The organism is Curtobacterium sp. MCLR17_040, assembly GCF_003234735.1.
Taxonomy (GTDB): domain Bacteria; phylum Actinomycetota; class Actinomycetes; order Actinomycetales; family Microbacteriaceae; genus Curtobacterium; species Curtobacterium flaccumfaciens.
In genome coordinates this window covers 1-26,935 of the sequence record NZ_QKTE01000004.1, presented here as the reverse complement: position 1 = coordinate 26,935, position 26,935 = coordinate 1, and the positions used below count along the sequence as shown (strand labels likewise).

Annotated in this window: 24 protein-coding genes; 16 read left to right on the top strand and 8 right to left on the bottom strand. The window is 72.3% G+C overall.

All coding sequences use genetic code 11. The features are described 5' to 3' along the window. Positions 1-88 precede the first annotated feature (88 nt). A complete protein-coding gene (locus DEJ01_RS05435) occupies positions 89-1,138 on the bottom strand; it encodes a zinc-dependent alcohol dehydrogenase family protein (protein WP_111092423.1) in 1,050 nt (349 codons plus the stop codon). An 80-nt stretch (positions 1,139-1,218) separates the two neighbouring features. On the opposite strand from DEJ01_RS05435, the gene DEJ01_RS05430 reads away from it, so the two are divergent. Both DEJ01_RS05430 and DEJ01_RS05425 read left to right on the top strand, forming a co-directional pair. Beyond that, positions 1,219-2,163 carry a DUF3097 domain-containing protein gene (locus tag DEJ01_RS05430; protein ID WP_111046338.1) on the top strand — a complete coding sequence of 315 codons (945 nt, stop codon included), beginning with the start codon at positions 1,219-1,221 and terminating at the stop codon, positions 2,161-2,163. A 70-nt stretch (positions 2,164-2,233) separates the two neighbouring features. Beyond that, positions 2,234-2,887: a hypothetical protein gene (locus DEJ01_RS05425; RefSeq protein ID WP_017886998.1), complete on the top strand. Its 654-nt coding sequence runs from the start codon at positions 2,234-2,236 to the stop codon at positions 2,885-2,887. 291 nt (positions 2,888-3,178) lie between these two features. On the opposite strand, the gene DEJ01_RS05420 is transcribed toward DEJ01_RS05425, so the two are convergent. Together DEJ01_RS05420 and DEJ01_RS05415 are read right to left on the bottom strand one after the other, a co-directional pair. Then, positions 3,179-4,192 (bottom strand): LacI family DNA-binding transcriptional regulator, encoded by a 1,014-nt coding sequence (locus tag DEJ01_RS05420; RefSeq protein WP_111092422.1) that lies wholly within the window; start codon positions 4,190-4,192, stop codon positions 3,179-3,181. Further along, the gene (locus DEJ01_RS05415; RefSeq protein WP_258367055.1) at positions 4,189-4,611 is read right to left on the bottom strand and encodes a DUF3054 domain-containing protein; all 423 of its coding nucleotides are present in this window, start codon (positions 4,609-4,611) and stop codon (positions 4,189-4,191) included. Before DEJ01_RS05415 ends, DEJ01_RS05420 begins: the two co-directional genes overlap by 4 nt. 125 nt (positions 4,612-4,736) lie before the next feature. Between DEJ01_RS05415 and DEJ01_RS05410 the strand changes: the two genes are divergently transcribed. The 9 genes from DEJ01_RS05410 to DEJ01_RS05370 all read left to right on the top strand — a co-directional run bounded on the left by DEJ01_RS05410 (position 4,737) and on the right by DEJ01_RS05370 (position 15,548). Next, on the top strand, positions 4,737-5,687 hold the full coding sequence (locus DEJ01_RS05410) for a hypothetical protein (RefSeq protein WP_111088190.1): 951 nt from the start codon (positions 4,737-4,739) through the stop codon (positions 5,685-5,687). Positions 5,688-6,161: 474 nt separating this feature from the next. Next, positions 6,162-7,316: an extracellular solute-binding protein gene (locus DEJ01_RS05405; protein ID WP_111031118.1), complete on the top strand. Its 1,155-nt coding sequence runs from the start codon at positions 6,162-6,164 to the stop codon at positions 7,314-7,316. Continuing rightward, complete coding sequence (locus DEJ01_RS05400; RefSeq protein ID WP_111092421.1) at positions 7,313-8,347, top strand: ABC transporter permease; 1,035 nt, start codon at positions 7,313-7,315, stop codon at positions 8,345-8,347. Before DEJ01_RS05405 ends, DEJ01_RS05400 begins: the two co-directional genes overlap by 4 nt. Further along, on the top strand, positions 8,344-9,156 hold the full coding sequence (locus tag DEJ01_RS05395; protein WP_017886992.1) for an ABC transporter permease: 813 nt from the start codon (positions 8,344-8,346) through the stop codon (positions 9,154-9,156). The genes DEJ01_RS05400 and DEJ01_RS05395 overlap by 4 nt, the downstream gene beginning before the upstream one ends. 83 nt (positions 9,157-9,239) lie before the next feature. Continuing rightward, a complete protein-coding gene (locus DEJ01_RS05390) occupies positions 9,240-10,316 on the top strand; it encodes an ABC transporter ATP-binding protein (RefSeq protein ID WP_258375648.1) in 1,077 nt (358 codons plus the stop codon). Next, positions 10,313-11,932: an inositol monophosphatase family protein gene (locus DEJ01_RS05385; protein WP_111092419.1), complete on the top strand. Its 1,620-nt coding sequence runs from the start codon at positions 10,313-10,315 to the stop codon at positions 11,930-11,932. Before DEJ01_RS05390 ends, DEJ01_RS05385 begins: the two co-directional genes overlap by 4 nt. A 912-nt stretch (positions 11,933-12,844) precedes the next feature. Beyond that, on the top strand, positions 12,845-13,642 hold the full coding sequence (locus DEJ01_RS05380; RefSeq protein WP_071405482.1) for a hypothetical protein: 798 nt from the start codon (positions 12,845-12,847) through the stop codon (positions 13,640-13,642). A 59-nt stretch (positions 13,643-13,701) separates the two neighbouring features. Then, complete coding sequence (locus DEJ01_RS05375; protein WP_111022661.1) at positions 13,702-14,703, top strand: ATP-binding cassette domain-containing protein; 1,002 nt, start codon at positions 13,702-13,704, stop codon at positions 14,701-14,703. Continuing rightward, positions 14,700-15,548 carry an ABC transporter permease gene (locus tag DEJ01_RS05370; protein ID WP_111046345.1) on the top strand — a complete coding sequence of 283 codons (849 nt, stop codon included), beginning with the start codon at positions 14,700-14,702 and terminating at the stop codon, positions 15,546-15,548. Before DEJ01_RS05375 ends, DEJ01_RS05370 begins: the two co-directional genes overlap by 4 nt. Positions 15,549-15,563: 15 nt before the next feature. Here the strand turns inward: DEJ01_RS05370 and DEJ01_RS05365 are convergent, their stop codons facing one another. Then, positions 15,564-16,226 (bottom strand): response regulator transcription factor, encoded by a 663-nt coding sequence (locus tag DEJ01_RS05365; RefSeq protein ID WP_111031130.1) that lies wholly within the window; start codon positions 16,224-16,226, stop codon positions 15,564-15,566. Next, positions 16,223-17,458, bottom strand: coding sequence for an ATP-binding protein (locus DEJ01_RS05360; RefSeq protein ID WP_111092418.1), 1,236 nt, complete (start codon positions 17,456-17,458; stop codon positions 16,223-16,225). Before DEJ01_RS05360 ends, DEJ01_RS05365 begins: the two co-directional genes overlap by 4 nt. 114 nt (positions 17,459-17,572) lie before the next feature. Here DEJ01_RS05360 and DEJ01_RS05355 point away from each other — a divergent pair, with 114 nt between their 5' ends. The 4 genes from DEJ01_RS05355 to DEJ01_RS05340 all read left to right on the top strand — a co-directional run bounded on the left by DEJ01_RS05355 (position 17,573) and on the right by DEJ01_RS05340 (position 22,335). Further along, positions 17,573-18,985: a PspC domain-containing protein gene (locus DEJ01_RS05355; RefSeq protein ID WP_181438364.1), complete on the top strand. Its 1,413-nt coding sequence runs from the start codon at positions 17,573-17,575 to the stop codon at positions 18,983-18,985. A gap of 11 nt (positions 18,986-18,996) precedes the next feature. Continuing rightward, the gene (locus DEJ01_RS05350; RefSeq protein WP_110864489.1) at positions 18,997-19,275 is read left to right on the top strand and encodes a hypothetical protein; all 279 of its coding nucleotides are present in this window, start codon (positions 18,997-18,999) and stop codon (positions 19,273-19,275) included. A 154-nt stretch (positions 19,276-19,429) separates the two neighbouring features. Beyond that, on the top strand, positions 19,430-21,331 hold the full coding sequence (locus DEJ01_RS05345) for an amino acid transporter (RefSeq protein WP_250897460.1): 1,902 nt from the start codon (positions 19,430-19,432) through the stop codon (positions 21,329-21,331). Next, positions 21,328-22,335 carry a DMT family transporter gene (locus DEJ01_RS05340; RefSeq protein WP_111092416.1) on the top strand — a complete coding sequence of 336 codons (1,008 nt, stop codon included), beginning with the start codon at positions 21,328-21,330 and terminating at the stop codon, positions 22,333-22,335. The genes DEJ01_RS05345 and DEJ01_RS05340 overlap by 4 nt, the downstream gene beginning before the upstream one ends. Positions 22,336-22,362: 27 nt before the next feature. Here the strand turns inward: DEJ01_RS05340 and DEJ01_RS05335 are convergent, their stop codons facing one another. Beyond that, complete coding sequence (locus DEJ01_RS05335) at positions 22,363-24,045, bottom strand: long-chain-fatty-acid--CoA ligase (protein WP_071405488.1); 1,683 nt, start codon at positions 24,043-24,045, stop codon at positions 22,363-22,365. 95 nt (positions 24,046-24,140) lie between these two features. Here DEJ01_RS05335 and DEJ01_RS05330 point away from each other — a divergent pair, with 95 nt between their 5' ends. After that, positions 24,141-25,067, top strand: coding sequence for an oxygenase MpaB family protein (locus DEJ01_RS05330; protein ID WP_110864492.1), 927 nt, complete (start codon positions 24,141-24,143; stop codon positions 25,065-25,067). 82 nt (positions 25,068-25,149) lie between these two features. On the opposite strand, the gene DEJ01_RS05325 is transcribed toward DEJ01_RS05330, so the two are convergent. After that, entirely contained in the window at positions 25,150-26,139 is a 990-nt protein-coding gene (locus DEJ01_RS05325; RefSeq protein WP_111092415.1) for an aldo/keto reductase, read from the bottom strand. After that, positions 26,136-26,702, bottom strand: a complete 567-nt coding sequence (locus DEJ01_RS05320; protein WP_110864494.1) for a TIGR03086 family metal-binding protein — start codon at positions 26,700-26,702, stop codon at positions 26,136-26,138. The genes DEJ01_RS05325 and DEJ01_RS05320 overlap by 4 nt, the downstream gene beginning before the upstream one ends. Positions 26,703-26,935: the final 233 nt, after the last annotated feature.

The following is a 26,935-nucleotide window of genomic DNA, read 5'->3' as shown; positions in this document are numbered from 1 at the left end:
CGACGCGACCAGACGACGGACGGGAGGCCCGTGGCGACGCCGCCACGGGCCTCCCGTCCGTCTGTCGGTGCGTCCACGACGCGCGCCGCTACGGGCGCAGCAGCACCTTGATGGCCCGGCGCTCGTCCATCGCGCGGTAGGCCTCGGCAGCCTCGTCGAGCGGCAGCTCCAGGTCGAAGACGCGACCGGGGTCGATCGCGCCGGACAGCACGTCGGGCAGCAGCTCGGGGATGTACTTCCGCGCCGGGGCCATGCCGCCTGCGATCGCGATGTTCGTGTCGAACAGGTAGCGCGTGCCGATGGTCGGTACGCCGTGCGGGACCCCGACGAAGCCGACGTTGCCACCGGGGCGCACCGAGTGCAGCGCCTGGTCCATGCTCTCCTCGGTGCCGACGGCCTCGACGGCGCAGTCGGCCAGGTCGCCGCCGAGCAGCGCGCGGACCGCCGCGACGCCCTCGTCGCCGCGCTCCGCCACGATGTCGGTGGCACCGAACTCGCGAGCGAGCGCCTGACGGTCGGCGTGCCGGCTCATCGCGATGATGCGGTCCGCACCGAGCCGCTTCGAGGCGAGCACCGCGGACAGGCCGACCGCGCCGTCGCCGACCACGACGACGGTCTTGCCGGGGCCGACCGCTGCCGACACGGCGGCGTGGTGGCCGGTCGAGAAGACGTCGGACAGGGTGAGCAGCGACGGCACCAGGGCCGGGTCGACCGGACCGGGGACCGCGACGAGCGTGGCGTCGGCGTCCGGGATCCGCACGTACTCGGCCTGTGCGCCACCGACGGGGTCGCCGTACGCGTCCGTGCTGCCGAACCCGGACAGGTGGTCGCAGCCGGTGGTCATGCCGTTGCGGCAGGCCTGGCAGGTGCCGTCGTTCATGGTGAAGGGGGAGATGACGAAGTCGCCCTCGTGCAGGCCGGTGACGTCGTCACCGACGGCGACGACCTCGCCGACGAGCTCGTGGCCGATCGGTCGGGGCTGCTTCGTCTCGGTGACGCCGCGGTAGGGCCAGAGGTCCGATCCGCAGACACAGGCCGCGAGGACCTTGACGACGACGTCCTTGCCGGACAGGAGCCCGGGTCGGTCGCGCTCCTCGACGCGGATGTCGTTCGGGGCGTGGATGATCGCTGCGCGCACGGGCGGGCCTTCCGTCGAGATGATGGGGAACCGGCGCGGTCGACGTCGTCCGGGCCGTCGTCGACAGTACCCTCGTGCGGGTGGACGACGACCGGTACGGCGGCGATGTGCTCTCGGGGGACTGGCGCTCGCGCGGGGTGAAGAAGGTGCGGCAGGTGCCGCTCGAACGGGACATGGTGCTCGAGGACCCGGACTCCGGGTGGGCCGGTGCCGTGGTGGGGCTCGAGGCGGGCAACATCGCGCTCGAGGACTGGAAGGGCCGCACGCGCTCCTTCCCCTTCACCGGGCAGTTCCTGCTCGAGGGTGAGCTGGTGACGCTGGGGCGGCCGTCGGCGCCGGTCGGGCGGTCGGCCGCAGCCGCTGCCGGCTCGCCGGGTTCGCTGGGTTCCGTTCATTCGGACTGGAGGCCCGGGGGTGCGCCCGCCGTGCGGCAGGCGTCCGACGGTGGTCGCCTCCGCACCGCGTCCGGATCGTTCGCCGTGGAGTCGCAGCGTGCTCGGGTGGCGCTCCCCAGCCGCATCATGGTCGAGGGCAAGCACGACGCGGAACTCGTCGAGAAGGTCTGGGGTGCCGACCTGCGCGTCGAGGGCGTCGTGGTCGAGGAGCTGTCCGGCGTCGACAACCTCGCCGCGGTGCTCGACGAGTTCCAGCCGACGCGGGAGCGCCGGGTCGGGGTCCTGGTCGATCACCTGGTGCCCGGGTCGAAGGAGTCCCGCTTCGCCGACGCGGTGATGCGCGGCAAGTGGGGCGCGCACGTGCTCGTCGTCGGGCACCCGTTCGTCGACGTCTGGCAGTCGGTCAAGCCGGCACGGGTCGGGCTGCGGGCGTGGCCGACGATCCCGCGCTCGATCGAGTGGAAGGCGGGCATCTGCCAGGCGCTCGGTTGGCCGCACGCCGAGCAGGCCGACATCGCCCGGGCATGGCAGCGGATCCTCGGGCAGGTGCGCACCTTCGCCGACCTCGAGCCTGAGCTGCTCGGCCGTGTCGAGGAGCTGATCGACTTCGTGACGGAACCACAGGCCTGAGAACCGGTGGATTGCCCGACCGGCGCGGTGTGCCGGGGGTGATCCGCGCCTCCAGGCCTACTGTTGAGGGATGGACGGCATCGACGGACGCGTGCGGGGCGCGGTCGACCTGTGGCTGCGCTGGCTGCCGCGCTGGCAGATCGGGACCGCCCGCCCGCGCACGCGCATCTGCCGGAAGTGCACCGGGTCCCCGATCGCCGCGGCCGCGGGGTTCGGACCCGACGTGCCGCACGCCGTCCAGCACGCGCTGATCGGGCGGATCTCGACCATCGTCGAGGACGCCGTCGACGACTACACGGCGAAGAACCTGCCGCTGCTGCAGCGGGAACTCGAGCGGGCGGCGGCCCGGAAGCGGCATGCCGGGTACCAGCCGGCCGAGGGGTTGTCGCCCGAGTTCCAGGGCCTCGACGTGGACCCCGAGCCGTCGCCGGGGTCGCCGTTCCTGTTCACGCTCGGCGAGCTGGCCGGCACCGGTGCGGGGGAGCAGACGCCGCGCGAGCCGCTGTCCGACGAAGCGAAGGCTGCGCTCCGGCACGAGATCGCGCTGTCCGACGAGTGCGCGCGGTCGACCGGCACCGCGGTGTGCCTGGCGCTCATCGACCACCGGCCGCGGATCGCCGAGGCCGTCGAACGCCTGGTGGAGCCGCAGATCGAGGCGCTGGTGTCGGACATGTTCCGCGGGTTCGACGGGCCGGAGGACGGGCCGCGCAGCGGGCTGTTCTAGGTGCGGGCGCGGGCGCGGGTGCGGTGCGCGGGCGCGGCTGCGGCCGTGGGCCGAAGCCGCACGGTGCTGTCTGTGTCGGCCCGTGCGAGGTTGTCCGCTCGGTGCACGCTTGTAGCGCCGCACCGAGCCACCATGGTGGCACCGCTCGACGGACCTCGCACCGTGCGTGCCTCTCGAGCCTCGCACCGCAACACGAACCGTGCGCGGTTTGAGCGACCTCGCACCGTGCGCCAGGCCCGGAGCCTGCACGGGTCGAGTCGACGCGCACCGTGCGAGATCAGCGGGTCGGCGTCAGCGGGGGAGCAGGGTGCGGCCGGGGATCACGGTGCCGCGCAGTGAGCGGTGCTCGACCGGGCGCGTGGGGTCGTCGATGCGGCCGATGACGAGGTCGATGGCCTCGCGGCCGATGCGCTCGATCGGTTGCTCGAGTGTCGTGAAGCCGATCCAGTCGCTCGCCAGTGGGTAGACGCCGTCGAACCCGGTGACGGAGAGGTCGCGCGGGACCTCGACACCGCGGCGGGCGAGCGCCTCGCACACGTCGAGCATGAGCCGGTCGGTCGGGCACATCACCGCGGTCACGCCCGACTCCTGCACGGCGTCCACCAGGTCGGCGGCGAGGTCGTCGGGTGGCCGCACGAAGCTCGCGTCGATGTCGATCACCCGGACGCCTCGTGCTCGGAGCCGCTCGAGCATCGCCGACGATCGCGCGTGCTGCGTGATCGCGTTGTCGAGCGGGACGGTGAACACCACGGCCGTGGCGTGGCCGGCATCGGCGACGGCGTCCGCGATGGAAGCCCCACCGTCGACCTCGTCGCAGTAGACGCTCGAGAGCGCCGGGTGCAGCTCGGGCCGACCCGCGACGACGGTGGCGATGCGGGGCGCGAACTCGGCGATGTCGGCGGACGGCATCAGGCCGCTGCACACGACGAGCCCGTCGACGCGCATGGACACGAGTGCGGCGAGGGCGGACTTCTCGTCCTCGACCCGGCCGACGCCCGTCGTGGTGACGACGCGGTAGCCGAGCTCCGACGCGCGGCGCTCCATCACGGCGTGCAGTGCGGTGTAGACCATCGACGATGCATCACGGACGAGCATCCCGATCGTGTTCGTGCGACCGCTGACCAGCCCGCGAGCCATCGCGTTCGCGACGTACCCGAGCTCGGCTGCCGCGCGTTCGACGCGCTCGCGGGTCTCGTCCGAGAACCGTCCGGTCCCGGAGAGCACTCGGCTCACCGCCGACTTCGAGACCCCCGCACGTGCGGCGACGTCGAGGATCGTCGGTTGGGAACCGCGGCTGCCGTTCACGCGTCGGACGCTGCGGCGTCCCGTCGCGACCGCGACGCGGTGAACCGGAGCACACCGCGGGCGATCGCACGCCAGCCGAGCAGGAACACCCCGAGCACGATCGTCGCGACGATGACGAACGAGATCGGCAGCGGGTTGCCGTCGACGTCCCCCTGCCCGGTGGCGACGCGGATGGCCAGACCGACGAAGACCGTGAGGACCCAGACCACGACACCGGTCGGCCAGAAGCGCAGCGGTCGAGCCCAGGCGCCGCTCGTCACGTACCCGATCGCCCAACCGGCCAGGAACGGGTAGGCGGTGGTCCAGAGCGCGAGTGCCGTGTTGGCCTCACCGTGCGACGAGCGCCCGATGAGCGCGAAGACGACGATGAGGACGACGTCGATGACGGCTGCGAGCCAACCCCAGGTGCGTGCGTTCACCCGCTCATTCTCGCAGGCCCCGGGCTGCTCGCTCATTCCTCCACAAGGTGCTCGGCGCGGCTGGTCCTCCACAGCACGCCCACGCGGTGCTGCTCCGAAGGCGGAGGATCCGGAGCATCACGAGTATGTCGATGAACCTCAAGCTCGCACCGGTCCCCGAAGTCCTCACGTTCCGAACGTCCGCACAGCGCCCCGACGAGTCCGATGTCATCAGGCGTCGGGCCGCTGCGGGGGAACTCACACGGGTAGCACGCGGCCTGTACGCGGAGTCTGCGGGATGGGCCGCGCTCCGCCCCAGTGAGCAGCACCACGTCCGGCTGCGCTCGTTCGCCGACCGGATCCGCCCCGGAGACCTGATCTCACACGTCTCGGCCGCCGTCGTCTTCGGTGTGCCCCTGCTCACCCCACCACCGACACGGATCCACGTGACCTCACGCGGTGCCGACCGGCGCACCACGAACGCGACCTTCGTGGTGCACGCCGACCTCGACGCCGAACGGAACGAGCGTCCGGTCGCCACGCCCGACGGGTTGCTGGTGTGCGGACTCGACCGGCTGGCGACCGACCTCGCACTCACACTGCCGTTCACCGACGCAGTCGTGTCCCTCGATGCGCTCCTCCGTCGCGAGGTCGAGCGCGAAGACGTCCGGTCGGCGATCGAGCGGCGCGGGCAGAAGGGACGACGTCGGGCGCTCCGGGCGATCGGGTTCGCCGATCCCGCATCGGACTCACCGGGGGAGTCGTACGCACGAGCGCGGTTCGACCAGTTCGGGACACCGCCGCCGGTCCTCCAGCACCGCTTCCGAGCGCCCGGCGAGCCGGACATCGTCGTGGACTTCTGGTTCCCGGATGCCGGGGTCGTGGTCGAGTTCGACGGAGCCGTGAAGTACCGGAGCAGTGCGTACCTGCGGGGACGGACGCCGGAGGAAGCGCTGTTCGACGAGAAGATCCGGGAGGACCGGCTCCGCGCGTTCCCCGAGGTGCGAACCGTGGTGCGGCTCACCTGGTCGGACCTGCGCAACGAGTGGGTCCTCCGCGCGAAGCTCCGCCAGGCCGGAGTCCGCATGTCGCGTTGAGGGGTATCAGCCACGCACCGTGCGAGATTGTTCGGCCGCTTGCCGGTGCGCACGGTGCGCGGTTCGTCGCCCACCGTGGACCTGGCTGCTCGGTGCGGGGTCGTCGGCAGCGAACGGGGCCGCGCACCGTGCATCGTTCGCCGGTCGGGGGCGAGCAGCCCGCTCCGTGCAGGGTTGTAGCCGGGCACGAAGCCGTCAACCTCGCACGGGTCGGCGGAACTCGCACCGTGCGCCGTCACCGCATCCGACGCGCAGCACCGCAGCACCGCGCCCGCCCCCGCCGCCCCTGCACCGCACCCCACCGCACCCGGAGTTCACCCGGCGGCGACGCCGGCGGCACCCGGAGTTCACCCGGCAGCGCCACACTCGACCCCGGCGCGGGAACGTTCCCACACGTCCCGCCCGCACGAACCCCGCACACCCGCACGCCCCCACCCCGCACACCCCACGCACCACGGAACAGGGAGAACCCACGTGAAGACCCGAGTCCTCGCCGGCCTCGCCATCGCGGCAGCCGCGACCGTCGCACTCTCCGGCTGCGTCCAGAGCGCAAACGCCTCGAACGCCTCCGACACCGACGGCACCACCGACCTCACCGTGTTCATCAGCGGCGACACCAACGTCCAGGACCTCTGGGACAAGTCGCTCATCCCCGCCTTCGAGAAGGCGAACCCGAAGATCCACGTCAGCACGAGCATCGACCTGCACGGCGAGCACGACGCCCAGACCCAGGCGAACCTCGCCACCGCGGTCAAGGCCGGCAAGTCCGTCGCGTACGACCTCGTCGACGCCGGCTTCGTCACCACCGCCGGCAAGGCCGGGCTGATGGCGCCGGTCAGCGACAGCACGATCCCGAACCTGAAGGACGTCCCGGACGCCACGAAGCAGCAGGGCGGCGACAGCGCCATCCCGTACCGCGCCTCGAGCGTGCTGCTGGCGTACGACGCGAAGAAGGTCACGGACCCGCCGAAGACCCTCGACGACCTGCTCGCCTGGATCAAGGCCAACCCGGGCGAGTTCGCCTACAACTCCCCGTCGTCCGGCGGTTCGGGTGGTTCGTTCGTGGCCACGGTGCTCGCGAAGTACCTGACGCCCGCCGAGCAGGAGACGATGCAGACGAAGTACGACAAGTCGCTCGAGTCGAAGTGGGACAAGGGCTTCGCGGCCCTGAAGGACCTCGGTCCGTCGACGTATCAGAAGGGCGTCTACCCGAACGGCAACGACCAGGTCGTGCAGCTGCTCGGCAGTGGCCAGATCGCGATGGCCCCGGTCTGGAGCGACCAGTTCATCACCTCGCAGAAGACCGGCATCATCCCGAAGACCACCAAGGCCGTGCAGATCGAGGACCCGTCGTTCACCGGCAGCGCGAGCTTCCTCGGCATCCCCAAGACCGAGCCGAAGGCCAAGAAGGCGGCGGCCGAGAAGCTCGCCGACTTCGTGCTCAGCGCGAAGGGGCAGCAGCTCGTCGCGAGCGCCGTCTCCGGCTACCCGGTGATCCCGCTCGACAGCCTGCCCAAGTCGGTCGCCGAGCAGTTCGCCGACGCGAACCCCTCGCAGCTCCGCCTCGGGTTCCAGAGCGACTTCGCCGCCGACATGAACGCGGCGTGGGACGCGAAGGTCCCGCAGTGACCCAGACCGTCCAGGACGGCCCGGCAACCGGCCGGGAGGCCCGTGGCGACTCCGCCACGGGCCTCACGCCCGTCCCGCCCCACGCCCAGGGCCCGTCGCACCCCGCCATCGGGCGCACGGCGCAGGAGCGGCTGGCCCGCCGCCGGCGGTGGCAGGGCCTCGCCCTCGTCGCCGCCCCGGTGCTGGTCGTCGTCCTGTTCGTCGGCGTCCCGGTGGTGAACGCCGCCCTGTTCAGCCTCGGGTTCACCGGCGGCCTGAACCAGGCGCTCGCCGACATCGGTGGCGACACCGTGCGCGGCTTCTCGTTCGCGGTCTACGCGACCCTGCTCGGCAACGCCACGTTCCTGCGTGACCTGGTCGCGACGCTCGGGGTCACCGCGCTGTCGACCGGCCTGACCGTGGGGCTCGCCGTCGTCGTCGCGGTGATCCTGCGGCTCCGCGGCGGCTTCCTCGGCAAGACCCTCAGTGTCCTCGCGGTGGTGCCGATCTTCGTGCCGGTGGTCATCGCGAGCTGGTCGATCCTGACCTTCACCGACGCGCAGGGGTTCCTCCGGAGCCTCGGTGCGCAGTTCGGCCTCGACGTCCCGGTGTGGGGCTACACCCTCGTCGCCGTGGTGTTCGGCAGCGTCTGGACCAGCCTGCCGTTCGCGGTGCTGATGATCGCCGGGGCGCTGCAGGGCACTCCGGACGCCCTGGTCGAGGCCGCGAAGGACGCCGGGGCGAGCACCTGGCGCGTCGTCTGGCAGGTGCTCCTGCCGATGGCCGCGACCCCGCTCGTCATCGCGACGACGTTCACCGTGATCGGGGTGCTCGGTTCGTTCACCGTGCCGTACTTCACCGGTCCGAACGCGCCGACGATGCTCGGCGTCGACATCTCGAAGTACTTCCAGGCCTACAACCGTCCGCAGCAGTCGACAGCGATGGCGTTCATCGTGTTCGCGTTCGCCGCGGCCGCGAGCGTCTTCTACCTCCGCTCGACGGTCCGCTCGAACGCGGGCGAGCTCGACAAGAAGCGTCAGGAGCAGCAGTGATCAAGCGTCTGACCGGCAACGCCCTCGTCTGGGCGACCGCGATCGTGCTGGCCGTGTTCATCCTCGGGCCGCTCGTCTGGCTGGCCGCCCGTGCCTTCGCCACGACGTGGACCTACCCGAACCTGCTGCCCGACGGCTGGACCCTGCAGTGGTGGGGCACCGTGTTCGAGGACCGCAGCCTGGCCGTCGCGGTGCAGAACTCACTCGTCCTCGCCCCGCTCACGGTCCTCATCGCCGCGGTGGTCTGCCTGCCCGCCGCGTGGGCGATCAGCCGCATCGAGTTCCCGGGGCGGCGCCTCGTGCTCGTCGGGCTGTTCGCGACGAACGCGTTCCCGAAGATGGGCCTCTTCGTCACGATGTCGGCGATGTTCACCGCGCTGAACCTCATGAACACGGTCACCGGCATCCTGATCGTGCACGTCCTGGGCTGCGTCGTGTTCATGACCTGGCTGCCCGCCGCAGCGTTCTCGGCCGTGCCGCGGTCCCTCGAGGAAGCCGCCCGCGACGCCGGGGCCAGCCGCTGGCGCACCTTCTGGAAGGTGACGTTCCCGATCGCCTGGCCCGGGATCCTCGTCGCGATGGTGATGTCGTTCCTGGCGTCCTTCGACGAGGCGCAGGGCACGTACCTGGTCGGCGCCCCGACGTACATGACGATGCCGACGGCGATGTACTCGCTCGTCCTGAACTCCCCACGCCAGGTCTCGGCGGTGTTCGCGATCGCGCTGAGCATCCCGTCCGTGGTCCTGCTGCTGCTCGCCCGGAAGCACATCATGGGCGGCCGTCTGGCGGACGGCTTCCAGATCCGATGACCCGGCCGCAACCGACCGGGCCGACACCCGGACAGACACCCGGACCGACACCGATGACCCACACCAGCACGAAAGGCGACCAGATGACGGACGCAACGCTCGTCGCGGAACGCGCACCGGGCCTCCAGGCCGACGGCAGCACGACGGACCGGACCCGATCCGGCGGCCTCACCATTCGCGGACTGCGCAAGACGCTCGGCGGGCGCGACGTCGTCGCCGGCATCGACCTCGACGTCGCGAAGGGCGAGCTCGTCTCGCTCCTCGGTCCGTCCGGCTGCGGCAAGACCACGACGCTCCGGATGGTGGCGGGGTTCCTGCCCGCCGACGGCGGCGTCGTGACCATGGGGGACCGCGACGTCACGTCGCTCGGTCCGGAGCGCCGGCCGAGCGCGATGGTGTTCCAGAACTACGCGCTCTGGCCGCACATGACGGTGACGCAGAACGTCGCGTTCCCGCTGCGGACCCGACGGGTGCCGAAGGCGCGGGTCGCCGAGCGGGTGCGCGACGCGCTCGAGCTCGTCGGCCTGAGCCACCACGCCGGCTCGAAGCCGACCGCGATCTCGGGCGGTGAGCAGCAGCGCGTGGCCCTGGCCCGCGCCATCGTGCAGGAGCCGGACGTCCTGCTCCTCGACGAGCCGCTGTCGAACCTCGACGCGAAGCTCCGCGTGAGCGTCCGCGACGAGATCCGCCGCATCCAGCAGCGCCTCGGCATCACGACCGTGATCGTGACGCACGACCAGGACGAAGCGCTCAGCATCTCGGACCGGATCGCCGTGATGCACGACGGCCGCATCGAGCAGATCGCGACCCCGACCGAGCTCTACGCCCGCCCCGCCACGAGCTTCGTGGCGTCGTTCATCGGGTCGACGAGCGTCGTCACCGGACGGTTCCTCGCCGGCACCTCGGTCAGCCCGACGGCGGCCGACACGGTGCTGGTCCGCCCGGAGCAGGTCGTGCTCACCGACGACTCGCCCATCCGCGCGACGGTCGCGCGGGTGCTCATGCGGGGGCACTTCGCCGAGGTCGTGCTCAGCACCGACGGCGCGGAGCTCCGCGCCTACGTCACCGGGCCACCGCCGGCGGTCGGCACCGAGACCGGGGTGCGCCTGGGTGAAGTGCTCGTCCACCGCGACGGCGTGCTGCTCGAGGTCGCCCGATGAGCGCCGGGGTCCCGACGTCGACGGTCTCGACTGCGCAGTCCGCTGCGGCTGCGGTCGACCGTGTGGTCGCCACCAGCCCGGACGGGAGGCCCGGCGTGCGTCCGCCACGCCTCGTCGCCCACCGCGGTGCGCCGCGCGTCCGGCGTGAGAACACCCTGCCCGCCATCGCGGTCGCCGAGGCGCTCGGCGCCGAGGTGATCGAGGTCGACGTCCGCCGCACCGCCGACGGCGTCGCCGTCCTGCTGCACGACGAGACCCTCGGCCGGATGTGGGGCGACGCCCGCCGGGTGTCCGACGTCGACTGGTGCGACGTCGCCCGGCTCGGCAACGGCCTCGACCGGATCCCGCGGCTCGACGGCGCGCTCGAACGCCTCGACGGCTGCCGGTCGACCCTGCTCGTCGACCTGACCGACGCCGAGGACGCCCTGGTCGCCGCCCGCACCGTCGCGGGCTTCACCGGCTCCACCGCGGTGGCCTGGTGCGGGGCGCCGGCGGCGATGGCGGCCGTCCGCTCCGTGCTGCCCGATGCCGACGTGTGGCTGGCATGGGAGTCGCTCGAACCGCCCGTCGCTGCGGACCTCGAGGTGCTCGACCCGTCGACGCTCAACCTCGACGTCGCGTTCCTCACCCCGCGCACGGTCGAGGTCGCGCACGCCCTGGGTCTGCGCGTCGCCGTCTGGACCATCGACGACGTCGAGCCCGCCATCTGGGCAGCCCGGCTCGGTGTCGACTCGATCACCACGAACGACGTCGGGTCCATCGGGGCAGCCCTGTCGGCGGCCGAGCGCGACGGCTGGCCCGAGCGCGACCGCGAGCCCACCGAGACCGAGGTCGCCTCGCGCGCCCAGGCCCTGGCCCACCGCATCGCCCACGAGGTCATCGCCTACACGCGTGAACACCCGGTCAGCGAGGTCCACACCAAGGCGAACCCCGCCGACCTGGTCACCGACGTCGACCGCCTGGTGGAGCAGCACGTCCGCTCCCGCGTGCGGATGGTGTTCCCGACGCACGGTTTCACCGGTGAGGAGTACGGCGAGGCCCCCGGCGACCGCCACCGCTGGTTCCTCGACCCCGTCGACGGCACCACCAACCTGGCGAACGGCGTGCCGTGGACCTCGATGTCGCTCTGCCTGACCCGTGGCGGCCGCCCGCTCGTCGGCGTCGTCGCTGACCCCTGGCGCGGTGAGGTGCTCGAGGCCCGACGCGGCCGCGGCGCCACCCTGCGCGACCGCCAGCTCCGACTCGACGACACACCCCGGCCGCTCGCCGGTGCCGTCGTCGGCACCGAGCTCGACGGGCACCGCCCGTGGCCGGGGTTCGGGGCGTTCCTCGACGCCCTGGCCGACCGGTCGTGCACGCTCCGGGTGCAGGGATCGGGCACGCTGACGATCGCCCAGGTCGCGGCCGGGCGGGGGATCGGCGGCTGCGTCTCGGCGTTCAACCCGGTCGACCACGGTGCCGCGGTGCTGCTCGTGCACGAGGCCGGGGGCGTCGTGCTGACGCGGTCCGGCCCCGTCGAGGGCTTCCCGCCCGTGGGGGAGCCGTTCCTCGTGGCGCACCCGGGTGCCGCGGACGAGCTGCACGCGGTGTGGACGGCGGCGCTCGCCGCGGGGTGAGCCGCGCGGTGAGCCGCGGCGCACGGTGCGGTGTTGGCGATCCGGTGCGGGGTTGGCTGCTGGGTGCGGTGCTGCAAGCGCGCATGGGGCTGCGAACCGCGCACGGGGTGCGTAGGTGCGCACGGTGCGGACTGGAGGCGCGGTGCCAGCCGGGCACGCGCCTCCCGGCCGGTGGGTGGTGCGCACGGTGCGGGGTCGGCGATCCGGTGCCGGGTTGGCCGCTGGGTGCGGCGCTGCAAGCGCGCACGGGGCTGGGAACCGCGCACGGGGTGCGCAGGTGCGCGCGGTGCGGGGTTGGCGATCCGGTGCGGGGTTGGCTGCTGGGTGCGGTGCAGCAAGCGGGCACGGGGCTGGGAATCGTGCACGGGGTGCGCAGGTGCGCACGGTGCGGTGTCTGCGATTCGGTGCGGGGTCGGCGATCCGGTGCGGGGTTGGCCGCTGGGTGCGGCGCTGCAAGCGTGCACGGGGCTGGGAACCGCGCACGGGGTGTGCAGGTGGGCACGGTGCGGTGTCTGCGATTCGGTGCGGGGTCGGCGATCCGGTGCGGGGTTGGCTGCCGGGTGCGGCGCTGCAAGCGTGCACGGGGCTGGGAACCGTGCACGGGGTGTGCAGGTGCGCACGGTGCGGACTGGAGGCGCGGTGCCAGCCCGGCACGCGCCTCCCGGCCGGTGGGTGGTGCGCACGGTGTGGGGTTGGCTGCTGGGTTCGGCGCTGCAACCGCGCATGGGGCTGCGAACCGCGCACGGGGTGCGCAGGTGCGCACGGTGCGGGCTGGAGGCGCGGTGCCAGCCCGGCACGCGCCTCCCGGCCGACTCTGAGCGGGCGCTCAGTCATCCGACGTCGGGGGTTCGTAGTGTTGCAGTCCACGACGGGTCCGACCGGGCCCACCGTGCACCCGAAGGAGCATCGACCATGGGATTCCTCGACCGCCTGCTCGGACGTCCGGAGCGTGACCGATCCGCTGACGCACAGCAGAACCAGTGGGGGCAGCCGCCGCAGCAGCAGGGCTACCGGTACGGCCAGCAGTCCTACCAGCAGCCGGCGCCGTCCGCACCGCAGGGCGCAGGCGACCAGTACGGCGTCCCGCAGTGGGGCGGTGCACCGACGCAGCAGCAGGGTGCGACGACCGACGACGAACGTGCGGTCGAGCGCTACCGCTACCTGCTCCGCACCGCACCGCCGGAGCGCATCGAAGAGGTCCACGCCGAGGCCTTCGCCAAGCTGACCGACGAGCAGCGGCGCATGGTCTACGACGAGTTCACCCGGACCGCGCCTCCCGGTGAGGCGCCCCGTGGTGACGACCCGCGCTCGCTCGCCCAGTCGGCGACCCGCTCCGAGATCCGCCAGCCGGGCTTCATGGAGCGCTCGCTTGGCGGCGTCGGCGGTGGCGGCGGACGCTTCGGTGGCCAGCGCGGCGGTCCGTCGTTCGGCAGCATGATCGGTGCCTCGATCCTCGGGACCGTGGCCGGCTACGTCATCGGTTCGGCGATCATGAGCGCGTTCCTGCCGGACCCCGGTTCGTTCGATGGCGGTACCGACGCTGCGGGTGACGGTGGTTCGGAGGACACTGGTGCTGAATCCGGTGATGCCGGGGCGTCCGACGGCGGCGCATCCGACGGCGGCGGCTTCGACAATGCGGGCTGGGGCGACAGCGGATCCGACTTCGGCGGTGGCTTCAGCGACTTCGGTGGTGGTGACTTCGACGTCTGAGTGACGTCCGTCGCTCCACCGGACCCCCGGGTACCCACCGTGTCCGACGAAGGAGCGACATGGCCATCATCGAAGCCTCCGGGCTGACCAAGACCTACAAGTCGAAGTCCGGGCCGGTGCACGCGCTGGCCGGGCTCGACCTGTCGGTGCCGCAGGGCACCGTGAAGGCGCTGCTCGGGCCGAACGGCGCGGGCAAGACCACGGTGGTGAAGGTACTGACCACCCTCATCACGCCCGACTCGGGCACCGCGACGATCGACGGCATCGACGTGATCGCCGACCCGCAGGCTACCCGGCGGTCGATCGGGGTGTCCGGGCAGTACGCGGCGGTGGACGAGAACCTGACCGGGTTCGAGAACCTCGAGATGATCGGGCGGCTCTACCACCTGGGCCGCCGGACAGCGCGCGATCGTGCCCGGGAGCTCATCGATGTCTTCGACCTGTCCGAGGCGGGGGACCGTCCGGTGAAGGGCTTCTCCGGCGGCATGCGGCGACGCATCGATCTCGCCGGGGCGCTGGTGATGAACCCGCGCGTGCTGTTCCTCGACGAGCCGACGACGGGCCTCGACCCCCGGAGCCGTCTGGCGCTCTGGGGCATCATCGAGGACCTCGTGGCCGAGGGGGCGACGGTGCTCCTCACCACCCAGTACCTGGAAGAAGCCGACCGGCTCGCCGACGACATCGCGGTCATCGACGACGGGGCCGTCATCGCCGAGGGCACCGCCGACCAGCTCAAGGCGCAGGTCGGCGGGCACCGCGTGGTCGTGACCCTGGTGGACGAGGCCGACGGCGACGCGGCGACCACGGTGCTGCGCCGCTACGGGGTCGGCGAGGTCGAGACCTCGGGCGACGGCCGCACCCGTGCCATCGCGGTGGAGGCCGGTCCGGCCGCCCTGCAGCGCGTGCTCGCCGACCTGGGCGAGGCCGGCATCGAACTCCACGACGCCGGCATGCGGCGCCCGACCCTCGACGACGTCTTCCTCCGCCTGACCGGGCACGCCGCGACGGACGACGACGCCGGCGCACCCGCGGCCACCAAGCAGAAGGAGACGGCACGATGACCACCACGTCCCTCGCGCCGGGCCGCCAGCTGCCCGTCGTCGTCACCTCGCCGCTCGCCGTCTGGATCGAGGACGGCTGGACCGTCACCAAGCGGAACCTCATCAAGCTCAAGCGGTCGCCGGACATGCTCGTGTTCGCCGTGCTGCAGCCGATCATGTTCGTGCTGCTGTTCAGCCAGGTCTACGGCGGTGCCATCCAGGTGCAGGGGACCGACTACACGCAGTTCCTGATGGCGGGGATCTTCGCGCAGACCGTGGTGTTCGGTGCGACGTTCTCCGGGTCGGCGATGGCGCAGGACCTGAAGGAGGGGCTGATCGACCGGTTCCGGACGCTGCCGATGTCGGCGTCCGCCGTGCTGGTGGGGCGCACCAACTCCGACCTCGTCCTGAACTCGATCTCGATGGCGATCATGATGCTCACCGGGCTCGCGGTCGGGTGGCGGGTGAACTCGTCGCCGCTCGAGTTCCTGGCCGGCATCGCTCTGCTGCTGCTGTTCAGCTACGCGTTCAGCTGGGTCATGGCGCTGCTCGGCATGAGCGTCAAGACGCCCGAGGTGATCAACAACGCCTCGTTCATGATCCTGTTCCCGCTGACGTTCATCTCGAACGCGTTCGTGCCGAGCGACACCCTGCCGCTGGTGCTGCGCGTGTTCGCGGAGTGGAACCCGGTGTCGTCGCTCGTGCAGGCCGCGCGAGAGCTCTTCGGCAACGTCGGATCCGCCCCGGTGCCGGACATCTGGACGATGCAGCACCCCGTGCTGACCGTGCTGATCGGGATCGCTGTGATGCTCGTGGTCTTCGTGCCGTGGGCGGTGAACAAGTACACCAGGATCAGCGCGAAGTGACGCCGGCGTGGGCGCTCAGAGCAGCTTGCGCTGCAGCGCCCACGCCGTCAGCTCGTGCCGGTTCGACAGCTGGAGCTTCCGCAGGACCTTCGACACGTGTGTCTCGACGGTCTTCACCGAGATGAACAGCTCCGTCGCGACCTCCTTGTAGGCGTACCCCCGCGCGATGAGCCGCATGACCTCCTGCTCGCGCGCGGACAGGCGGTCCAGCTCGGCGTCGTGCTGCGCCGTCTCGCCGCTGACCGCTCCGAACGCGTCGAGCACGAAGCCCGCCAGGCGCGGCGAGAACACCGCGTCCCCGTCCGCCACACGGGTCACGGCCTCGGCGACCTCGGCACTCGACGAGCTCTTCGTGATGTACCCGCGGGCGCCGGCGCGGATGACCCGCACCACGTCGTCAGCGGCGTCCGACACGCTCAGCGCGAGGAACCGGGTGTCCGGGTTCCCCGGTGCGGACCGCGTGATGACCTCGGCACCGCCGCCGCCGGCGCCGCCCGGCAGGTGCACGTCGAGCAGGACGACGCGCGGGCGCGTGGCCGCGACGAGCGTCACGGCTTCGTCGACGGTCGCCGCCTCACCCACGACCTGGAGGCCCGGTGGCAGCCCGGCGCGCACGCCGGCTCGGAAGATGGAGTGGTCGTCGACGATCGCGACGGTCAACGGGGCGGGCTCGGTCATGCGTGCTCCTCGTCCTGGGCCGCGGGTGCGAGCGGCAGGGTCAGCCGGACCTCGGTGCCGGTGTGCCCCGGCCCCGGCGCGATGGTCGCGTGGCCGCCGAGGCGCTGCATCCGGCCGATGATCGACTCGCGGACGCCGTACCGGCCCTCGGGCACGGAGTCGACGTCGAAGCCCGGGCCGCGGTCGCGGATGCTGAGTTCGACCCGGTCACCGGCGGTCTCGGCGTACACGCTCACGGTCCCACCGGCGTGCCGGGCGGCGTTGAGCATCGCCTCGCGGGCGGCGGCGACGAGCCCGTCCGGCAGGTCGCTGCGGGCGGGTCCGACCGCGATGACCTCGATGCGGGCGGGGTACTCGGCCTCGATGTCCACGGCGGCGTCCCGCAGCTGCGCGCCGAGGTCGCGCGCCGGTTCCGCCCGCTCGGTGAAGAGCCAGGACCGCAGTTCGCGCTCCTGCGCCCGCGCCAGCCGTGCCGCGTCCGAACCCGGCTCGGCCTTCTGCTGGATGAGGGCGAGGGTCTGCAGCACCGAGTCGTGCAGGTGCGCCGCGAACTCGGCGCGCTCGAGGTCGCGGACGCGGGCGGCGCGTTCCTCGGCGAGGTCGCGGACGAGTCGGACCACCCACGGGGCGACCACGACGGCGACCCCGACCAGGACGGCCACCGCCGCGGTGAGCACGGTCCAGACGTTCGGGCGGCTGCTCGTCGTGAAGAACAGCAGGATGCCGAGCACGACGAGCACCAGGGCCCCGAGCGCCCGGACCACGAGGGCGGAGGACCCGGCCGTGCGGACGTTGCGGAGCGCGTCGAACTGCCGCCAGGCGAGTGCGGCGCCGGTGACGACCACGACGCCGGGGACGATGACCTCGAGGGGGACGGCCACCCCCATCCGCGCTGCGACCACCGCGCCGGCGGCGGCGAGCAGTGCCACGCCGAGCAGGATCTCGACGACCGGGGCACGCCGGGCGGACGCGGTGGTCTCGTCCTGGTCGACGACGGCGGCCGGGGTCAGCACGGACTTGAGCGATGCGCGTCCGGCGGTTGCCCCGACGGCGGCGCTCGGCACGGTCGCCCAGAGCCAGGCGTAGAGCAGCAGCCCGGCGCCACCGCAGACCACCAGGACCGCGGTGGCGAGCCGGACGGCCCCGACCGGCAACCCGGTGTGCGCCGCGAACCCGGTGCAGACCCCGCCGACGACCCTGGGGGTCGGGCGCGTCATCGTCGCGGAGGCCATGGGGCAATCCTGGCACCCGGACGGCGGTCGCAGCAGGATCCGGGGCCGGGATCAGGGACCGGTCAGGGGGAACCCCGATGGTGTCGGCGCAGCACTGCCGGGATGCTGGTGGCCATGACCGATCACCAGCACGACTCCGCTCCCGGCACCGCCGCCGGCAGCGCCGACTCGACGACCCGGTTCTTCGACTGGGTCCGCGGCCTCGGCATCGCGCGCACCGACGACCGCTGGCTCGCCGGCGTGTGCGGTGCCGTCGCCCGCCGCACCGGGCTCGACCCGCTCGTGGTGCGCGGCGTGACGATCGTCGTCGCGCTGCTGGGCGGGCCGGTCTTCCTCGCCTACGCCGTCGGCTGGGCACTGCTGCCCGACACCGCCGGACGCATCCACGTCGAGCGGATGATCCGCGGGGTCCTCGACCCGGCGCTCATCGCGATCGGCGCCTTCGTGGCGCTCACCTTCGTGCCCGCCGCCCGCGGCCTCTGGTGGCAGGGGGTCCCGGACGCCTGGGGGATGCCCGGCTGGCTCGAGGCGACCCTGGCCACCGCGTGGAGCATCGTGCTCGTCGGCGGGATCGTCTGGCTCATCGTGGTCCTGGCCCGACGCGGGGTGGACGGTGATCGGACAGCGGGCAGCGGCACCGGCACCGGCACCGGCACCGGCAACGACCCGACCGCTGCACCGCGGGGCGACTTCTGGACCAGCCCCGAGGAGCCGCACCCGGCCCGGAACGCGTGGACCGCGGAGGCGACCGGCGCGACGGACGCGGGACGGGCCTCCTGGCAGTGGGGTGCACCCGCGAGCCCCGAGGACCGGCGACGGCAGCAGGAGGAGCGGATGCGCGCCGAACGCGAGCGGGCGGCCGAACGGCGGGCCGAGCGGGTGGAGCGGCGACCCGGGGCGGCGTACGTCGCCGTGTCCCTCGGACTCGCACTCGTCGCCGGAGCCGGGGTCGCGTTCTGGGCGCAGCAGGCCGGGTGGTCCGTCCCGGTCCTCGGGATCGCCGCGGCGCTCGCGGTGCTGGCGATCGCCACGATCGTCGCCGGGATCCGCGGCCGCGATGACGACGTGCTCGGGCTGTTCTCGACGGTCGCAGCGGTGGCCCTGGTGGTCACCGGGGTCCTGCCCGCCGGCACCCAGGTCTCGCTGATCGGCGGCACCACGTGGCAGGTGGAACGGGCCGCCCCGGGGACTGAACGGAACTTCGCGATGCTGGCCGGCGGCCCGACGCTGGACCTCCGCGAGCTCGAACCGTCGGCGGTCGGGGGCGACGTGAGCCTCTGGCTGGGTGCCGGCGGAGCCGAGGTGCTGCTGCCGACCGACCTGCCGGTGCGGGTCGAGGTGAGCGGTGTCGGCTACGGGGTCGACACCGGCGGGGGCGACGACGACGGCACCGGTGGGGTGCTCCGGACCACCACGCTCGAGAACCGTGCGGCACGCACGGCCGATGCGGACGAGACGACGACGGTGCACCTGTGGATCCTCGGCGGCGGCGTCGACGTGCCGCGGGCGATCACGGTCGGCGAGTGAGGAACGGGACGATGACGAACGACGGAACGACCAACGACGAGACGACTGCGCCGATGGCTCCACCGGCCACTCTCGACGGGCCCGTCCGGCGGCCCGCACGCCGTGGCGCACGGTTCGGCACGATCCTGTGGGGTGTCCTGATGCTCGTGTTCGCCGGGGCGATGGCCGTGAGTGCGCTGCCGATGTTCTCAGTGGACACCACGACCCTGCTGCTCGCCGCCTGCATCGCCGCCGGTGTGCTGCTGGTCGTGGCCGGGATCGTGGCGACACTGTCCCGCACACGGCGGTAGTGGGAGCGCCCCGTCCACAGGACCGTCCGGGTGTGCACGGGGGTCACCCGGACGGCTTAGCATCATCCACGTGACCGCGACAGACGCCGAGCGGGCCGCCCAGCGCGACGCCACCGAGCAGCCCCTCGACCGCAGCACCCGCCTGCGCCGGTGGATGCTGCACGGGGCCGACCAGGGAGCCTCCCACCAGGGCCCGCACCAGGTCGAGGTCGAGAAGACCCACCCGTGGTGGCGGGTCATGTGCCTGACCGGCGTCGACTACTTCTCCACCCTCGGGTACCAGCCCGCCATCGCCGCGCTCGCCGCGGGGCTGCTGTCGCCGATCGCGACGATCGTCCTCGTGCTCGTCACGCTGTTCGGGGCGCTGCCGGTCTACCGCCGGATCGCGCACGACAGCTTCCGGGGCGCCGGGTCGATCATGATGCTCGAGAAGCTCCTGCCGTGGTGGGCGGGCAAGCTGCTCGTGCTGGTGCTGCTCGGGTTCGCCGTGACGGACTTCATGATCACGATGACCCTGTCGGCGGCCGACGCCACGGCGCACATCGCCGAGAACCCGTACACGCCGCACTGGTTCACCGAGATCCCGGTGCCGCTCACCCTGGCGCTGCTGCTCCTGCTCGGCATCGTGTTCCTGCGCGGGTTCAAGGAGGCCATCGGCATCGCGGTCGGCCTCGTCGCGGTGTTCCTCGCCCTGAACGCCGTCGTCATCATCGTCGCCCTCTGGCACGTGTTCGAGAACCCGATGGTGGCGAGCGACTGGTGGTCCGGGCTGACGGCACAGCACGGCAACCCGCTCGTGATGGTCGGCATCGCCCTGATCGTGTTCCCGAAGCTCGCGCTCGGGCTCTCCGGGTTCGAGACCGGTGTCGCGGTGATGCCGCAGGTCCGCGGCGACGCCACCGATGACACCAGCGACCGACCCGAGGGCCGGATCCGTGGCACCAAGCGCCTGCTGACCGTCGCGGCGCTCATCATGAGCTCGTTCCTCATCACGTCGTCGATCGTGACGACGTTCCTCATCCCGCAGCGCGAGTTCCAGCCGGGCGGCGGTGCGAACGGGCGCGCCCTGGCGTACCTGGCGCACGAGTACATGGGCGGCGTGTTCGGGTCGATCTACGACTTCTCGACCGTCGCCATCCTGTGGTTCGCCGGCGCGAGTGCGATGGCGGGGCTCCTCAACCTGGTGCCGCGGTTCCTGCCGCGCTACGGCATGGCACCGCAGTGGGCGCGTGCGGTGCGTCCCCTCGTGATCATCTTCACGCTCATCGCGTTCGTCATCACGATCATCTTCCAGGCCGACGTCGACGCCCAGGGTGGCGCCTACGCCACCGGCGTGCTCGTGCTCATCACGAGCGCAGCGGTCGCGGTGACGCTGTCCGCGCGCCGCAAGCAGCAGCGCAAGCGCACCATCGCGTTCGGCGTGATCTCGGTCGTGTTCGTCTACACCACCGTCGCCAACGTCATCGAGCGGCCCGACGGCGTGCGGATCGCGGCGATCTTCATCATCGCGATCGTCGTGGTGTCGCTCATCTCGCGCGTGCGGCGTTCGTTCGAGCTCCGGGCATCGTCGATCGAGCTCGACGCGACCGCCCGCCAGTTCGTCGAGGCCGACGCCGACCAGTTCAGCTCCGTCTGCATCATCGCGAACGAACCCGGTGCCGGCACGGCCGAGGCGTACCGGGCGAAGGGGCGCGAGGAACGCCGCGACTCCGGCATCCCGGCCCGCGTGCCGACGATGTTCCTCGAGGTCCTGCCCGCCGACTCCTCCGACTTCGAAGAGGACCTGGTGGTCGAAGGCCACGTCATCCACGGGTTCCGCGTGCTCAAGGTCCGTTCCGGGAACGTCCCGAACACCATCGCGTCGACGCTCCTCGCCATCCGCGACCTCGCCGGGGTGGTGCCGAGCATCTACTTCGAGTGGAACGAGGGCAGCCCCATCCGCAACGCCCTGCGCTTCGTGTTCACCGGTGCCGGCGACGTCGCCCCCGTCACGCGCGAGGTCCTGCGCGAAGCGGAACCCGAAGTGAACCGACGGCCGAGCGTCCACGTCTCGTGAGCCACGGACCGGGCGCGGGGCGTGCCTCCAGGCCCGTCGGCGGCCTGGCGGCGATCGCCGTCGCGGCGGCGGTCTGGGGCACCACCGGGACCGCGACGCACTTCGCGCCCGGTGTGCCGGCGTTCGTGTTCGGTGCGGTCACTTTCGGGCTCGGCGGCCTCGTGCTCGCCGCGACCGCTGGTCGGGGCACGCTGCGTGCCGTCACGCAGCGCCGGACCCGCGACTGGGCACTGCTCGGCGCCGCGTCGCTCGTGGTCTACGCGGTCGCGTTCTACGCGGCCCTCGCCGACGCCGGGGTCGCGCTCGGCACGACCCTGGCCATCGGCTCGTCGCCCGTCTTCGCCGGCCTGGTCGAGTGGGTCGCCGACCGGAGGCGCGTCACCCGGCGGTGGGTCGTCGCCACCCTGGTGGGCGTGGTCGGCATGGTCGTCGTCACCCTCGCGCGCTCCGAGCACGACGGTGGCGGGCGCTCACTCGCGGTCGGCGTCGGCAGCGCCCTGGTCGCCGGTCTGACGTACGCGCTGTACTCGTGGGCGGTGGCGCGGGGGATGCACGCCGCGACGAGCCGGATGCCGATCGCCGTCGGTCGCGCGGAGTCCGACAACATGCCGGTCGGCGGGGACGTCGGGGTCGCGGCCGCACGGGCTGCCCGCGGGCCGAACGAACGCGGCCTCGTCGGCGCGGTGTTCGGGGTGGCCGCAGTGCCGCTCGTCGTGCTCGCCGTGGTGGCGGGCGGGCCGTTCCTGACCGACGCCGGCAACTGGCCGGTGTTCCTCTACCTGGCGCTGGTGCCGACGGTGATCGGGCACTCGCTGTACGCGCTCGGCCTCCGGACGGTGACCGCGTCGGTCGCGACGCTGCTGTCGCTGCTCGAGCCCGTCGTGGCCGCGGTGCTCGCGGTGCTCGTGGTGGGGGAGCGCCTGGGCGTCGGCGGATGGGCCGGCATCGTGCTGGTGGTCGCCGGGCTGTCCGTGCTGGCGCTGCCCGCGCGGCGCGCCCGCTGATCAGCGGCGGCGCCCGGCGCCCGCCCGTCAGCCGTCCAGGATCTGGTCCCGCACCTTCCGCCGCAGCACCTTGCCGATCATCGAGCGCGGCAGGTCCTCGACCACGACGACCCGGCGCGGCACCTTGTACGCCGCCAGGTGCTCGCGCGACCAGGCCCGGAGCGCGGCCGCGTCGAACGTCGAGGGGTCCTTCGGCACGACGGCCGCGACGACCTGCTCGTTGCCGCCCTGCGTGATGCCGACGACCGCGACCTCCTTGACGCTGGGGTGCTTGAGCAGGGTGTCCTCGACCTCGGACGGCGACACGTTGAAGCCGCCGGTGATGATGAGTTCCTTGAGGCGGTCGACGATCCGGACGTACCCGTCGGCGTCGATGGCCACGATGTCACCGGTGCGGAACCAGCCGTCGGGCGTGAAGACCTCGTCGGTGGCCTCGGCCTTGCCCCAGTAGCCGCGGAACACCTGCGGGCCACGGACCTGCAGTTCGCCGGGCTCGTCGATGCCGAGCACCTTCGTGTCGTCGTCGGGGTCGACCACGCGCGCCTCGGTGGAGGACAGCGGCAGGCCGATCGATCCGAGTCGACGCTCGGGGGAGACCGGGTTGGCCATCAGGACCGGGGAGCACTCGGACAGGCCGTAGCCCTCGACCAGGTAGCCGTCGGTCCGGGCCTCCCACGGTTCGACGATGTCCTGCGACAGCGGCATGGCGCCGGAGATGCCGATCTCGATGCCCTTGAGCGACACCTTCGCCGAGTCGGCCGCGTGCTGCAGCCGCGCGTAGATCGGCGGCACGGCCGGCAGGAACGTCGGCGGGTGGCGCTTGATCGCCGTCAGGACGAGGGCGGGGTCGAACGCGGGGAAGAGCACGAGCCGCGAGGCCATGCTCATCGCGAAGGTCAGGCAGAGCGTCAGGCCGTAGGCGTGGAACATCGGCAGCACCGCGTACACGACGTTGTCGCCGCGGCGGATCTGCGGCACCCACGCCCGGGCCTGCGCGGCGTTCGCCAGCAGGTTCCGGTGGCTCAGCACCGCGCCCTTCGGCGTCCCGGTGGTGCCGGACGTGTACTGGATCAGCGCGACGTCGTCGGTGGCCGGCCGCGGGTGCCGCTTCGACAGCTTGCGGGTGTCGGCGAGGTCATCCCACTTGACCGTGCCGCGCACCTTCGCCGTCAGCTTCGCGCGGGACTCGCGGGCCTTCGCGACCGGCAGCGCCAGGGCGAGCCGGGTGCTCCGGGGCATGGCCCGGGTGATGTCGACCGAGACGATCGCGTCGAGGTGCACGTCGGCCGGGAAGTCCTGCAGCGTCGCGACGGACTTGTCCCACGCGATGGCGACCTTGGCGCCGTGGTCCTCGAACTGGTGGCGGAGTTCCCGCGGCGTGTACAGCGGGTTGTGCTCGACCACGATCGCGCCGAGCCGCAGCACCGCGTAGAACGCCACGATGTGCTGCGGGCAGTTCGGCAGGACGATGGCGACGCGGTCACCCGCGCCCACGCCGAGCTTCCGCAGGCCGTTCGCCGCGCGGAGGATCTGCTCCTCGAGGTCGGCGTAGCTCGTGGTGCGCTTGAAGAACTCGAGGGCGACCTGCCTGGGGAACTTCCGGGCCGACTGCTCGACCAGGTCGTACAGGGAACCACTCTGTTCCTCGATGTCGTGCGGGACCCCCGGGGCGTACGAGGCAAGCCAGGGACGAGGCGTGTCGATGCTCACCCGACCCAACCTAGTGGGCCACCCCCGTGCACGCTGGGAGGGCCACTTTGCGCGATGCCACCCCCGCGCCCAGGTGACGGACGGAACATGACGACATGTCCACTGTCTCCGACGTCTTCCGGTCCCGCCTCAACCAGACGTTCACGGGTGGTTCGACCGGCACGGAAGCCTGGATGGACGACCTGGAACACGGCACCGACGCGGGCTTCTTCGGTCCGGGCTCCGCCACGTGGGCGGTGCACGGCGGCAGCCACGGGATCGTGGCCGGCGTGCGGGCACTGCTCGTCCAGGCGCTGCACCCCGGCGCACTCGCCGGCGTCGCCGACCACTCCCGGTACCGCGAGGACCCGTTCGGTCGTCTGGCCGGCACCAGTCGGTGGATCGCCACCGTCACGTACGGCGACCGGCAGACCGCCCGCAGCGGCAGCGACTGGGTGCTCCGGCTGCACGAGCGCGTCCGCGGGCAGTACGTCGACGCGCACGGCACCACCCGCCCCTACGCGGCGAACGACCCGGACCTGGCGCGCTGGGTGCACCTCGCCTTCACCGACGCGTTCCTCCGCGCCGCCCAGCGCTGGGGCGGCCCGATCCCCGGCGGCGCCGACGCCTACGTCCGCGAGTGGGCCGAGGCCGGGCGCCTCATGCGCATCGTCGACCCGCCCGAGTCCGAGGCGGAGCTCCGTGCCCAGATGAACGGGTACCTCGACCGCGGCGAACTTCTGGTGGACTCGCGCACCCGCGACGTCGTCCGGTTCATCAAGGACCCGCCGCTCTCCCGCCTGCTGCGACCCGGCTACCGCGCCGTGTTCCAGGGAGCGGTGTCCACGCTCGACCCGCGGCACCGCTCGCTCCTCGGCCTCCGTGCGCCGATCGTCGGCCCGGTGGAGCTGCCGGTGGTCCGCACCACGAAGCTCGTGCTCGACGGGATCGGTGCGGTGCTCGACGACCAGACCGGGTCCGAACGAGCCGCGCGGCGGCGCATCGCGCGCCTGCAGCGCGCTGACGGCAGCGCGGTCGCCTGACCACGGCTGTCACCGCGACCACCTGACGGACGGGAGGCACGGTGCCAGCTGGCACCGTGCCTCCCGTCCGCTCGTGGGGGCGTCAGAAACCCGACGGCACCCGGGGCGTGTACGCGGACTCGAGTCGCGTGACCTCGTCGTCGGTGAGCGTCAGCGACGCTGCGGCCACCGCGTCGTCGATGTGGTGCTCCTTCGTCGCGCCGACGATGGGCGCGGAGACCGCGGGCTTGCCGGCGACCCAGGCCAGGGCGACCTGCGCCATCGGGACGCCGCGCTCGGTGGCGACGGCCTCGACCGCGTCGACGATCGCACGGTTGGCGTCCTCGTCCTGCTTGTAGAGGGTCTTGCCGAACTCGTCGGTCTGCGCGCGCGAGCCGGACCCGGAGGCGTCCCAGGGGCGGGTGACGCGGCCGCGGGCGAGGGGGCTCCACGGGATCACGCCGACGCCGGTGTGCTCGCAGAAGGGGAGCATCTCGCGCTCCTCCTCGCGTTCGAGCAGGTTGTACTGGTCCTGCATGCTCACGAACTTCGTCCAGCCGTGGCGCTCCGCGGTGTGCTGCATCTCGGCGAACTGCCACGCCCACATGCTGCTCGCGCCGATGTAGCGGGCCTTGCCGGCCTTGACGACGTCGTGGAGGGCCTCCATGGTCTCCTCGATCGGCGTCACCGGGTCGAAGCGGTGGATCTGGTACAGGTCGACGTAGTCCGTGCCCAGGCGCGTCAGGGAGGCGTCGATCTCGTGCATGATCGCCGCGCGGGACAGCCCGGCGCCGTTCCGGCCGGGACGCATCCGGTTGAAGACCTTCGTGAAGACCTGGACGTCCTCGCGCGGAGCCAGTTCGGCCAGGAGCGTGCCGGTGATCTCCTCGCTGCTGCCGTCCGAGTAGACGTTCGCGGTGTCGAAGGTCGTGATGCCGGCCTCGAACGCGCGGCGGACGAACGGGCGAGCGTCGTCGATGCCGACGCTCCAGGCGTGCGAGCCGCGGTCCGGGTCGCCGTACGACATCATGCCGAGGACGACGCTGCTGATCTCGAGCCCCGAGTTGCCGAGGCGCTTCGTGTCGGTGGTCATGCCGTCACTCTGGCATCACGGCCTGTGACCGCGAGCAGGCGGACCTGGAGCGGGGAGTCCTCGGTGACGTCGACCGGGGGCGCGTACAGGCCGGTGGCGGCGAGGTCCTCGATCTGCGGCTCGAAGTACTCCCACACGGCGCGGACGAGCTCGTCGGGCAGGGACTCCTCGGTGCCGGTCGCCCGGGCGAGGTCCCACGTGTGGATCGTGATGTCGCTCGTCTGCTCGGTGAGGTACTGCGCGGCGGGCACGACATCGGTGCTGAGGTGTACGGGGGTGTCCTGCGGGGCGTTCCGCCAGGCGTCGGTGGCCGCCGTGGCGAACCGGTGCCACTCGGCCACCAGGTCGTCGCCGATCGGCTCGAGGTCGGCCTGGGCCTGGGCGTAGTCGCACCCGGTGAGGAGCTTCGGGATCCAGCGCTGTTCGTCCACGACGTGGGCGACGAGGTCGCGGGTGGTCCACTCGGAGTCGGGGGTGGGGGCGTCCCAGTCGGCGACGGCGGCGACGCGGCGGCCGAACTCGGCTGCCGCGAGGGCCTGCATCGCGATCCAGTCGGTGGCCATGGTGGTGCTCCTGTTCGTCATGCGGGCGTGTTCGTGGTTGGTGCAACTCGTGCAACTCGGGGTCTGGCGTGCGGATTCCCCGCGGTGCCGTCGCACGTGCCAACGTTACGCGGGGGCGGGGGCGGTGCCGGGGCGACCACGAAGATCGACCGCACCGAGTTCGGTGTGAACTGGAACGCGGCGCTCGAGGCCGGCGGCTTCACGCTCGGCAACGACGTCACGATCAACCTCGA